The sequence below is a fragment of the Vagococcus teuberi genome (assembly GCF_001870205.1).
Taxonomy (GTDB): domain Bacteria; phylum Bacillota; class Bacilli; order Lactobacillales; family Vagococcaceae; genus Vagococcus; species Vagococcus teuberi.
In genome coordinates this window covers 1470741-1482590 of sequence record NZ_CP017267.1, presented here as the reverse complement: position 1 = coordinate 1482590, position 11850 = coordinate 1470741, and the positions used below count along the sequence as shown (strand labels likewise).

Sequence of the window (11850 nt, the reverse complement as noted above, 5' to 3'; positions counted from 1 at the left end):
GTATAAGTAAACGTCACACACCTATTATTTAAAGTTATAGGAGACTTAAGAAAAAGTTGTTTGAAATCGTTATCAATAACGAGTACTATTAATTTAAGTAAAAGACTCACAAACTATTTGAGTAGAAAGAGGATAGATATGACATTAATTAATGAGTTATTAGGAATAAAGTATCCACTGATTCAGGGTGCTATGGCAAAAATATCGACATCAGAGCTAGTTAGTGCGGTTTCAGAAGCTGGTGGTTTAGGTGTTATAGCTTCAGGTGGTATGACAACAGATCAAGTAAGAGATGAGATTCGCAAAACAAAACAATTCACAGATAAACCTTTTGCGGTGAATGTGATGTTGATGATGGAAAATCGTGATGAGATTATTGATGTTGTTATTGAAGAAGGTGTTAAAATTATTACGTCAGGAGCAGGAACACCAAAACCTTATATGAAACGTTTAAAAGAAAATGGTGTGATTGTAATGCCGGTTGTTCCTAATGTCAAAATAGCATTAAAAATGCAAGGTTTAGGAGCAGATGCAGTGATTGTTGAAGGGATGGAAGCAGGAGGACATATTGGTGAAGTTTGTACGATGCCATTAGTAGCCGCTGCAACTAAAGCTTTAAGTATTCCAGTCATTGCTGCAGGTGGATTATCAGATGGTCGTTCATTAGCCGCAGCATTAGCTTTAGGAGCAAAAGGGGTACAGATGGGGACAGTGTACCTGTCTACTGAAGAATGTCCAGTGTCGGCTCCTTATAAACAAGAAATTATTAATGGAAATGAAACATCAACTGTTGTAACAGGACGTAATAATGGGGCACCTGTTAGAAATATTAGAAACGTAATGACAACTAAGTATTTGGAATTAGAGCGACAAGATGTCTCAAGAGACGAACTTGAAGAGCTGACGATTGGCTCATTGTATCGAGCTGTAAAAGAGGGAGACATGGTTAATGGTTCAGTTATGGCTGGTCAAATCATTGGAACAATCAATGAGATAAAAACAGTTCAACAGCTTCATGATGAAATTATCCAACAATACAGAGTGTTGACATTGCCCAAAATTTAAAAAAGACAGCGTGCTATCGTTGTCTTTTTTTCTTGATTTGAAGTATACGTTTATTTAGTATGAGATGCTTTAAATAATGAATGCATATATTTGTAAGTTTAATCACTTCTATATAGCTTGCAAGAATCGTTTTAGATATGAGCCAGTGTTCTGTTTTTTTATTTATATTTTGTTATACTTTATAAGAAGGGGTGAGAAAATGATACCACTAAATATTTATTTGCAAAATGGCACAACATCAGTATCTAATTTACTATTTAGATACTATAAAAAGATTGGAATGACAGATACTGAATTAGTTTTTTACTTACAATTATTACAGTATCAAGATTCAGGAGATTATTTTCCAGATATGGATATGATTACTAAACGTATGGATATGTCTTTAGATGGTGGATACCATATTATTCAAGAACTTATGACAAAAGGTATTTTATCCATTGAAACAAAACGAAATAAGTTTGGTAAAACAGAAGATAAATATGACCTAACACGTGTTTACCAGAAAATTGAATTGGTACTTGAACAAGAACAAGAGATAAAAATGGAACAATTAGAAGAAAATAAACGAGTTGAGTTATTTAATAAATTTGAACAAGAGTTTGGCCGTTCTTTATCACCAATTGAATTTGAAACGGTTCAACAGTGGTTAGATAATGATAACTATTCAATAGACTTAATTGAACTAGCTTTACGTGAAGCTATTTTAAACCAAGCTTATAGTTTAAAATATATGGATAGAATATTGCTTAATTGGGAGAGAAAGAATTTAACATCCAAGCAAGCTATTCAAAGTGACCAAAAGCAACGTCTTAAAGAAATAGATGATAAAAATATAATTGACACGGAAGAAACATTACCAAAAGTACCAATGTATAATTGGCTAAATCCTGGTGATAAATAGGAGAGCTTATGTTATCAAAAAAACGGACGATAGAAGCAATTGATCTAATGAAAGAACTGTATCCTAATGCTAGAGGTGAGTTGAATTATGATACTCCATTTCAATATTTAATTGCGGTTATATTGAGTGCACAAGCGACAGATATCTCGGTTAATAAGGCAACACCATTATTATTTGAAGCTTATCCAACTGCTGAAAAATTAGCCCAAGCTTCTTTAGAAGACGTGATGATGCGGATTAAGACGATAGGATTGTATAAAACAAAAGCAAAGAACATTATTAAAGCGTCTCAAATGCTAGTTGAAACCTTTAATGGCGAAGTGCCAAAAACAAAAAAAGAACTAGAAAGTTTACCAGGTGTGGGAAGAAAAACGGCGAATGTTGTAGCAGGAGATTTGTTTAATGTTCCATCAATTGCTGTAGACACACATGTAGAGCGAGTGAGCAAAAGGCTTAGAATATGTAAACAATCAGCTACTGTCACTGAAGTAGAAGATACGCTTATGAAGAAAATACCAGAAGAACGATGGGTCGATACGCATCACACGATGATATTATTTGGAAGGTATCAATGTACGGCTCGCAACCCCAAATGTGAGGGATGCTTATTACTTGATCTGTGTGCTGAAGGTCAAAAAAATATCAATATAAAAAAGACAAACAAGGAATGACGAAATGTCTTTCCTTGTTTCTTTAATTTAATCTTTTTTTGTATCATTATTGCGAGGTTTGTTCTCTTGTGTTGGAGAGTTATTATTTCCTTGATTTGTTTGGTTATTACTATTATTCCCAAGGTTTGTTTGCTCGTTATTATTACTACTTTGATTTGTTTGACTATTATTTGTGTCAGGTTTTTTTTCTTCAACCGATGTTTCTTTTGAAGTTTCTGTATGAGTGTCTTCTTTTGTTTCTTCTTTGCTTTCAGAATGAGGAGTAACTGTTTGTTTTTCTGTTTCATAATAATACGTTGTGTTATCCGATTGAGGGCTATTGTATAAAGATTGTGTTTGCTTAGTATGCCCTTTTATGTAGACTTCATTTCCAACACGAACGACATTAGATGGTTGTTTCCAATCAGTGGGCTCAATATTTTGGTAGAGATACATCATAAACGACCGGTAAATATCCATGGCGAGTTGCTGATTGTACAATGTAATTGGTTGGAAATAGTCATCGTAACCTGTCCAAACAGCTAAAGAATACTTAGGAGTATACCCAACAAATGTAATATCCGGGCTTCCTTCTCCTTTAACTTTACCTAAAACATCATCGTCATAATTACTAGTACCAGTTTTACCAGCTTGAACAATACCATCGATTTGAGCCTGATTTCCAGTTCCTCGATTAATTACATCTTTTAGCATATCTGTTACAATAAATGCGGTTGATTCTTTCATCGCTCGTTTTCCTTGTGATTCAAAGCTTTCCTCTGTCCCGTCAGAATAAACGACTTTATTAACATAACTTGGTTCATAATAGATTCCACCATTAGCGAACGCTGCATATGCTGCAGCTAATTTTTCAGAAGAAGATTCAAATCCGATTGCAGTTCCCTCATAGACATTATTATCTAAACCAAGTTTTGAAATAAACTCTTTTGATTTATCATCTCCGACTTCTTTTAGAGCTTTTAATGCAGGAATATTTCTAGAGTCAACTAACGACTCACGCATTGTCAAGTTCCCACGATAAGATCGATCATAGTCGTAAACGGGAGTTCCATCTTCATACTTATATGGCATGTCTGCGTATATTTGTCCGGAACCATAGTTTAAGTCTTCTATGGTTGGAGCATATGCAACTAATGGCTTGGCAGTTGATCCAATATTTCGTTTAGCTGTCACGGCTTTATTATCATTCATTGCACCGTCACCAACATTACGACCACCTATCTGAGCACGAACATCGCCATTTTTTACATCAATTAATGTTGCAGTTGCTTGGAATTTTTCATCTGGAAAAGCAATAGAAGAGTTTTCGCTATTAATAAGATTATATAAGTATGTTTGTGCTGCCAAATCCATGTTAGTATAGATATCTAAACCATCTGTATAAACATTTTTCTTCGTTTTCTTTTGTACTTCATCAATAACTTGCTTCACATAATTATCTGTTACAACTTGTGTGGTTGAGTCTTCTTTTAATGAAATTAAGCCATCTTCAATTTTTGTATTTTTAGCTTCATCGTAATCTTTTTTTGAAATCACTTTGTCTTTATACATCTCACTAAGAACAAGATTTCTTCTTGTAGTGGCTAAATCAGGGTGAGTATATGGATCATAATCAATTGGAGCTTGTGGCATACCAGCTAATAGCGCATATTGAGCTAAAGAGAGATCACCTAGATTTTTACCAAAGTAAGTTTCGGCAGCTGTTTGCATACCATATATACCGTTTGCCATGTAAACACGATTTATATAATATGTAAGGATTTCGTCTTTTGATTTTTTACGCTCCAGTTCAACTGATAACCAAGCTTCTTGAGCTTTACGCTTAATGGTTTGATCTTCTTTTTTAGTCGAGAAAAATGATAATTTTATTAACTGCTGAGTTAAGGTACTACCACCTTGTCTACTCGTTCCTTTAATATTTGAAATAGCTGCTCCAACAATACGTATCGGATCAATACCAGCATGCTTTTCAAATCGTTTATCTTCAATTGAGATGATTGCTTGTTTTAGCGTTGGTGGAATTTGATTAGGTTCAATGGTTTCACGCTTCTTTTCCCCAATTTCTAAAATCATTTCCCCATTTGAGGCATAAATTTTCGACGAGCGAGTATCCTCTAATTTTTTATAATCAAGTGTTGGAGCATCTTTTGCGTAATAAAAGAAAAGACCAGCTCCACCAATTAAAGGTATTATGATTAGTGAGAGAATGACAGTTAGGGTAATTAACACCACTTTTTTTGTATTATGTTTTTTTTGTTTTGATGATTTATTAGGGTGTTTTGTCCCAATCGAACTATTTTTCATAAACAGAATCTCCTTTTAATATATAATGATCAATAACTGTCAGGTATGGAATAATAGGAGCGATTCCTAATTCTAATTCATACCCAACCTTTTCTATCACTTTCAATGGAATAGATTTTCGTTTGTTCTCTTTGCTTTCCCAGTATTCAATGACATGTTTAGCTGGGAGAAAAAAACACCTTTGTAAAGTGGAAAACCATATTAGTACAAAGACAACTCCCTGCTGGTTAAGACATTGTTTCATATGTTTTATTTGATGATCATGAAAATTATGAAGTGGAAAAGACGTTTTATTCTTTGTTTCTTTCGCTTCAAAGTCGATGTAGTGACCCTTATAAAGGCCATTATAATCAGTTGTAGAAGCTTCTCTAAAGTAAGCTTCAGTTATAACAGCAGCACTCCTTTTTGGATAATTAACATGAACAATTTGAACAGGGGTTGGTTTCTTATGAACAATGGCCATTTCTTTAGATAGGTAATACTCGTTACTTTGATTGATGTAATCTTCAAAAGACATCCCACGATTTGAAAAAGATGGTTGTTTTGTTTTAGTAACGAATTCTTTTTTTAAATGTTTAGACATACCATTAGGGTAATTAATAGTCAAAATACCACACTCCTTCTTTTATTATATCAAACCTTGAAATACAATGAAAAGAAAAAAAGAATAAACTTAAGCTAATGTATAGGAAATTACTAAAAATTTTAATTTTTTCATTAAAAGTGTTGTGTTATAGTAGAAAACTGATTATAGTATAATATGCAGTGTAGCGTATTTTCTAAGAAGTTTATCAGATTGATGTTACATATAGTACTTAAAAGATAACATGTTTAAAAATAATGAAATTTATAATGAGGTGTAATAATTGACTAAATTAAATTTATCAGCAAGAGATATTTTACAAAAAGAATTTAAATCAAAAGTACGTGGCTATGATCCAGTGGAAGTAGATGAGTTTTTAGATACCATTATTAAAGATTATGAAACATATAATCAAGAATTATTAGCTTTAAGAGAAGAAAATCATCGATTAGTTAATAAAGTGGATCAATTAACTCAAAGTCAAGCGACTCTTTCTCGTATGAAACAAGAAGTACCTAATCCAACTTCTGTGACTAACTTTGATATATTAAAACGTTTATCAAACTTAGAAAAAGAAGTCTTTGGTAAAAAATTAGAGGAATCATCGGGTTCTGTAAAAATTGATGTAAGTGAAAAAGCTCGTGCATCATTGTCATCAGCAGCTGAAAAAGTATTAAATAATGATGATTTGGGAGCGACTCGTCGTTTTTAATTAAATATTTAATTTGTAATTTTCGGATAATCGCAGTTTACGTTAAGTAAGGTGAGGAAAGTCCATGCTCGCACAAACTGAGATGTTTGTAGTGTTCGTGCTTAATGAAACCATAAATTAAGGTACTTCTTTTTTAGAGGTAACGGCAGGAAAAATAGCTAAGGTTTTTGCTATGCTAGAGTATCCTTGAAAGTGCCACAGTGACGAAGTGATTTTAGAAATAAAATCAGTGGAACGGGTAAACCCCTCGAGCGAGCAACCCAAACAATGGTAGGGGCACCTGTCCCAAGGAAATGAACTTAGGGATGGGACAGAAAAATTTCTGTAGACAGATGATTATCGTTGATTAGTGTTACCTGGCAGTAATCAATACAGAACATGGCTTATAGAAGATTACAACATCAGGTTGCCTTCCAGTTTGATGGAAGGCTTTTTTTCTAAAATAAAGTTAATTGGGGTTACAAACATGACAGAATATAAATTAATAGCAACAGCAGCTAGTGGTATTGAAGCACTTGTTGGACGAGAACTAAGAGATATGGGAATTGAATGTGAAGTAGAAAATGGTAAAGCTATTTTTTATGGAGATATTGAAACCATTGGACGAGCTAACTTATGGCTTAGAACAGCAGATAGAATCAAAATAGTTGTTGGTGAATTTGAAGCAAAAACGTTTGAATCGTTATTTGATCAAGTTAAAGCATTGCCTTGGGAAGATTTTTTACCAATGGATGCTAACTTTCCAGTATCAGGAAAATCAATTAAATCAACGTTATTTAGTGTGTCTGATTGCCAAGCTTTGACAAAAAAAGCAATTGTTAATCGTTTGAGTGAATACTATTCAAGATATGGTCGCTTACCAGAAACAGGCGCACAATTTCCAATTGAAGTGGCATTGTTAAAAGATAAAGTAACGTTAACAATTGATACAACAGGACCAAGTTTATTTAAGAGAGGGTACCGTTTGGAAAAAGGTGGCGCACCTTTAAAAGAAAATATGGCAGCAGCTATTATTTCTTTAACAACGTGGCGTAAAGATAGACCTTTCTATGATCCAGTTTGTGGGTCTGGAACCTTTTGTATTGAAGCTGCGTTGATTGGTCGAAACATGGCACCAGGATTTAATCGTGAGTTTTTATTTGAATCATGGCCTTGGGTTAATGATTCAGTGATGGAAACATTACGAGCTGAAGCTGACGCTCAAGTTGATTATGAAACAGAGTTAGATATTTTGGGAACAGATATTGACCCTAAGATGATTGAAATTGCAAAGAAAAATGCAGAAGAAATTGGTTTAGGAGAAGATATTACATTTAAACAAATGCAATTAAGTGACTTTACGACGGATAAAGAGTACGGTGTGATTGTCGCTAATCCACCATATGGTGAACGTTTAGGTGAAGAAGGTGCTGTAAGAGAATTATATAAACAAATGGGGGATGTTTATCGTCCACTTAAGACTTGGAGTAAATATATCTTAACAAGTGATTTACAATTTGAAAGTTTTTACGGAGCAAAAGCGACGAAGAAACGTAAATTGTATAACGGGGCACTTAGAACAGATTTATTCCAGTATTGGGGAACTCGTCCACCAAGAAAGCCAAAAACTGAAGGAGCAAACTAATATGAGTCAAGAACAAGAATTTTTAGCTTATTTGAAAGAAATTGCACTATTAAATGAAGCAGTCGGCCTAGCTGAATGGGATAGTCAAACTGGTATGCCAGAAAAGGGTGCTGAATATAGAGCTGAAATGTCTAGTTATTTAGCTGGTATAGCCTTTGATAAATCGACAAATGAAACAATGAGAAAATATATGGAATATTTTTCAGATCATCCAGAAGAATTATCCGACTTTGGGAAACAAGTATTTAAGAAAACTAAAGAAAACTATGATTTAAACAACAATATTCCAGCTGATCGCTTTCAAGAGTTTTCTCGCTTATTATCCAATGCTCATAGTGTATGGGTAACAGCTCGTGAGAAACAAGATTTTTCAATTTTCGAGCCAATTTTAACCGACATTATAGCCATGACGAAAGAATTCATTCCATTGTGGCGTAAAAATGAAGCCACAGACTACGATGTTTTACTAAATCAATACGAACCTGGTATTACAGTTGAAGTATTAGATAATGTTTTTGATCAAGTAAAAGAAGGTATCATGTCTATTCGCAAAGAATTAGAAGAAAAAGGGACAGCACCTAATACGGATTTTATTAACCGTACCGTACCAAAAGAAATTCAAAAAGAGTTTGTGACACAAGTTGTGGAACAATTAGGCTATGATTTTTCTAGAGGTCGTTTAGATGATACTGTTCACCCCTTTATGTTAAACCTGAACCGTAATGACGCACGTATTACAACACGTTGGGATGACAATGACTTTATTATGGCAACTTTAGGTGTGATACATGAAGCAGGTCATGGGATGTATGAACAAAATGTTGATGCCAAATTTGACTACACACCACTTGCAGGTGGAACCTCGATGGGAATTCATGAGTCACAATCATTGTTTAATGAGATCATCGTTGGGGGAAGCCAAGCATTTTGGTACAAACAATTTGAGTTATTAAAACAATTAACAGGTGACACATTTGCTGATATTTCAACAGAAGATTTTTACAAAGGATTGAAATTAACGCAACCAAGTTTAGTGAGAATTGAGTCAGATTCACTCACTTACCCACTTCATATTATTATTCGCTATGAAATTGAAAAAATGCTTTTCAATGGCGATTTAGAAGTGAAAGATTTGCCAAAAGTTTGGAATGATAAATACGAAGAGTATTTAGGTATTCGTCCTGAAAATGATACAGAAGGTGTGTTACAAGATGTTCATTGGTCAGGTGGTAGTTTTGGTTACTTCCCATCATATGCTCTAGGTTACATGTATGCAGCTCAATTGTATCATGCAATGAACCAAGATATTAATGTGGAAGAAGTTTTAGCAAGTGATGATTATTCATCAATTAGAGAGTGGTTAACTGAACGTATCCATCAATATGGTAGTTCTAAAAAACCAAACGAATTAATCGTTGGTGCAACAGGTGAAGAATTAAATCCTCAATATTTAATTGATTACATGCGTGATTTATACTTTAATGTATATGATGTAAAAGCTTAAATTATAAAAAGTTACAGATGATTCTGTAACTTTTTTTGTTGAGAAAGTATATGGCAAAGGGTACAATAGGGCAATATTGAATAGATAGTTAGAGGAGAAAAAGAGATGGAAGATCAAAAAAGAGGATTGAAGCGGTTTAATACGGTTCAATTTATTACCTTGATGTTTTTAATCATTATTTTTATTGGATCATTTTTATTATTTTTACCGATTAGTCATCAAGCGGGTAAACAGTTAAGCTATATTGATGCTTTATTTGTTGCCACTTCATCAGTATGTGTCACAGGGCTAACGCCTATAAATATTTCACACGTTTTAAGTCCATTTGGTCATGTGATTATGATGACTTTAATTGAAATTGGTGGCCTTGGTTTTATGTCCATAGCCTTAATTGTGGCAATGATGTTTCGAAAAAGAGTGTCACTTCAGTCACGTCTTGTCATTAAAGAGATGCTTAACATGAATAATCAAGGTGGAGTCGTAAAACTCCTTAAATTTGTGGTACGATTTTCGGTGAGTGTGCAAGCTCTAGGTGCGTTGCTTTTGAGTTTTCAATTAATTCCTCAATATGGATTAGGGAAAGGACTATTTTATAGTGTATTCCATTCAATTTCAGCTTTTTGTAATGCCGGTTTTGATTTATTTGGTGATAGTCTGCTTAGTTATCAACAAAACCCATACATGTTACTTGTGATTTCTGGCTTAATTATCGCTGGGGGATTTGGTTTTATTGTATGGTATGACTTGATTCATTTAAAAGAACATAAACGATTATCACTCCATACGAAGATAGCTTTAACTGTGACACTTAGTTTGTTAATTGGAGGCACTATTTTATTTGCTTTTACGGATAAATTTTATGACATGTCTTTCTTTAAACAAGTTACAAATACATTTTTCTTAAGCGTCACACCACGTACGGCAGGATTTGCTTCCATTGATTATGGTTCAATGAGTTATGCTGGACTAATATTAACCATTGTTTTAATGTTTATTGGTGGAACATCTGGCTCTACAGCTGGTGGTATTAAAACGACAACGTTAGGCGTATTATTAATTCAGTTATTTAGTACATTAAGAGGTCGAGATGAAGCGGAGTGGCAAGGGCGTTCAATTCCTCGTAATATTGTGATGAAATCTTTTGTGCTATTCTTTTTTGCGAGTTTATTGTGTTTGTTAAGTGCGTTGATTTTATCAATGACTGAGTATAGTCCACCACATTCAGGTATTGAATACGTGTTATTTGAAGTCGTGTCCGCATTTGCAACAGTTGGATTAACAATGGGCTTAACCCCTCATTTGACTATATTTGGAAAATTGCTTATTATGTGTTTAATGTTTATTGGTCGTGTTGGTTTATATACAGTCATGTATGCTTTGTTGAGAAAAGAATTGAATGATATGGGTAATAAGTTTAATTATCCAAAAGAAACAGTGTTAATTGGTTAGACAATCTGGTATTTTTTTAATGAAATTATTTTTGAAAATTTTCAAATTTTAATTTAAATTTTGATGTGTTATGTATTATAATGAGCATATTAAAAATAAAGGAGAATGTGACATGCTAGATGAAAAAACATTGACTATGGTAAAAACACATCCTGGATTTATTGCAGCGATGGATCAGGGTGATTTAAGTACGCCAGGTGCCTTAAGACAGTATGGTGTGCCAGATGAAACATATCAAACATCTGAAGAGATGCATAACATCATTCATGATATGCGTACGCGTATGATTATTAGTGATGAGTTTTCATCAAAATATGTATTAGGCGTTATTTTATACAAAGATGCTTTAGAGAGAACCATCTTTTCAGAGCCTATGCCTGACTATCTTTGGAATAAAAAAGGAATGTTACCTTTTTTAAAAATCGATCAAGGATTAGCTCCTTTAGTTGATGGTGTGCAGCAAATGGCAGAGTTAACAGAATTTGATACATTAGTGGAAAAAGCAAAAGATTTTCCATTTATCGGATTTAAGTTTCGCTCATTAGTTTGTGCGGCAAATGAAGAAGGAATTAAACAACTAGTGAAACAACAATTTGATTTAGCAAAAAAGGTGTATTCACTAGGTTATTTACCAATGTTAGAACCTGATATTGATTTGCATATTATTGACAAAAAACAAGCTGAAATCTATTTAAAAGAAGCTTTAATAAAAGAATTAAATGATTTAGATTCTGATATGAAAATTATGCTAAAATTAACGTTACCATCAGAACCAGACTTTTATCATGATTTACTTGATTTTCCACAAGTCGTAAGAATGTTGGCCTCTTCAAGTGGTTTAAGACAAACTGAAGCAGATAAGAAATTAAGTGAAAACCATGATATGATAGCAAGTTTTTCACGAGCATTAACAGAAGGATTAAGTTATCAAGAAAGTGACATGGAATTTGATTTCCATTTAAGACAAACGTTGCATGCAATTTTTGATGCTTCAAATACATAACCAAGTGGCCATCTGAAAAACAGATGGTCTT

Annotated in this window: 10 protein-coding genes and 1 other RNA gene; 9 read left to right on the top strand and 2 right to left on the bottom strand. The window is 33.5% G+C overall.

Annotated features, from left to right (window positions below):
* The first annotated feature begins 138 nt into the window (after nt 1–138).
* The 3 genes from BHY08_RS07145 (at nt 139) to nth (ending at nt 2640) form a co-directional block, all read left to right on the top strand.
* On the top strand, nt 139–1065 hold the full coding sequence (locus BHY08_RS07145; RefSeq protein ID WP_071457215.1) for a nitronate monooxygenase: 927 nt from the start codon (nt 139–141) through the stop codon (nt 1063–1065).
* Between the two features lie 199 nt (nt 1066–1264).
* The gene (locus BHY08_RS07140; RefSeq protein ID WP_071457214.1) at nt 1265–1969 is read left to right on the top strand and encodes a DnaD domain protein; all 705 of its coding nucleotides are present in this window, start codon (nt 1265–1267) and stop codon (nt 1967–1969) included.
* A gap of 8 nt (nt 1970–1977) precedes the next feature.
* A complete protein-coding gene (gene nth, locus BHY08_RS07135; protein ID WP_071457213.1) occupies nt 1978–2640 on the top strand; it encodes an endonuclease III in 663 nt (220 codons plus the stop codon).
* A gap of 27 nt (nt 2641–2667) precedes the next feature.
* On the opposite strand, the gene BHY08_RS07130 is transcribed toward nth, so the two are convergent.
* Together BHY08_RS07130 and recU are read right to left on the bottom strand one after the other, a co-directional pair.
* On the bottom strand, nt 2668–4944 hold the full coding sequence (locus BHY08_RS07130; protein ID WP_071457212.1) for a PBP1A family penicillin-binding protein: 2277 nt from the start codon (nt 4942–4944) through the stop codon (nt 2668–2670).
* Nucleotides 4934–5551, bottom strand: coding sequence for a Holliday junction resolvase RecU (gene recU, locus BHY08_RS07125; RefSeq protein ID WP_084657214.1), 618 nt, complete (start codon nt 5549–5551; stop codon nt 4934–4936). The genes BHY08_RS07130 and recU overlap by 11 nt, the downstream gene beginning before the upstream one ends.
* A 259-nt stretch (nt 5552–5810) precedes the next feature.
* On the opposite strand from recU, the gene gpsB reads away from it, so the two are divergent.
* The 6 genes from gpsB to BHY08_RS07095 all read left to right on the top strand — a co-directional run bounded on the left by gpsB (nt 5811) and on the right by BHY08_RS07095 (nt 11819).
* Nucleotides 5811–6239 (top strand): cell division regulator GpsB, encoded by a 429-nt coding sequence (gene gpsB / locus BHY08_RS07120; RefSeq protein WP_071457211.1) that lies wholly within the window; start codon nt 5811–5813, stop codon nt 6237–6239.
* Between the two features lie 18 nt (nt 6240–6257).
* Nucleotides 6258–6630: RNase P RNA component class B (rnpB, locus tag BHY08_RS07115), an RNA gene on the top strand.
* Nucleotides 6631–6705: 75 nt separating this feature from the next.
* A complete protein-coding gene (locus BHY08_RS07110; RefSeq protein WP_071457210.1) occupies nt 6706–7863 on the top strand; it encodes a THUMP domain-containing class I SAM-dependent RNA methyltransferase in 1158 nt (385 codons plus the stop codon).
* A gap of 1 nt (nt 7864) precedes the next feature.
* Nucleotides 7865–9367 (top strand): carboxypeptidase M32, encoded by a 1503-nt coding sequence (locus BHY08_RS07105; protein WP_071457209.1) that lies wholly within the window; start codon nt 7865–7867, stop codon nt 9365–9367.
* A gap of 105 nt (nt 9368–9472) precedes the next feature.
* Nucleotides 9473–10816 carry a TrkH family potassium uptake protein gene (locus BHY08_RS07100; RefSeq protein ID WP_071457208.1) on the top strand — a complete coding sequence of 448 codons (1344 nt, stop codon included), beginning with the start codon at nt 9473–9475 and terminating at the stop codon, nt 10814–10816.
* A gap of 112 nt (nt 10817–10928) precedes the next feature.
* A complete protein-coding gene (locus BHY08_RS07095; protein WP_071457207.1) occupies nt 10929–11819 on the top strand; it encodes a class I fructose-bisphosphate aldolase in 891 nt (296 codons plus the stop codon).
* Nucleotides 11820–11850: the final 31 nt, after the last annotated feature.

Excerpts from the sequence above, each read along its gene's own strand:
- BHY08_RS07145 (WP_071457215.1), top strand. The coding sequence starts at position 139 with ATGACATTAATTAATGAGTTATTAGGAATAAAGTATCCACTGATTCAG.
- BHY08_RS07140 (WP_071457214.1), top strand. The coding sequence starts at position 1,265 with ATGATACCACTAAATATTTATTTGCAAAATGGCACAACATCAGTATCT.
- nth (WP_071457213.1), top strand. The coding sequence starts at position 1,978 with ATGTTATCAAAAAAACGGACGATAGAAGCAATTGATCTAATGAAAGAA.
- BHY08_RS07130 (WP_071457212.1), bottom strand. The coding sequence starts at position 4,944 with ATGAAAAATAGTTCGATTGGGACAAAACACCCTAATAAATCATCAAAA.
- BHY08_RS07110 (WP_071457210.1), top strand. The coding sequence starts at position 6,706 with ATGACAGAATATAAATTAATAGCAACAGCAGCTAGTGGTATTGAAGCA.
- BHY08_RS07105 (WP_071457209.1), top strand. The coding sequence starts at position 7,865 with ATGAGTCAAGAACAAGAATTTTTAGCTTATTTGAAAGAAATTGCACTA.
- BHY08_RS07100 (WP_071457208.1), top strand. The coding sequence starts at position 9,473 with ATGGAAGATCAAAAAAGAGGATTGAAGCGGTTTAATACGGTTCAATTT.
- BHY08_RS07095 (WP_071457207.1), top strand. The coding sequence starts at position 10,929 with ATGCTAGATGAAAAAACATTGACTATGGTAAAAACACATCCTGGATTT.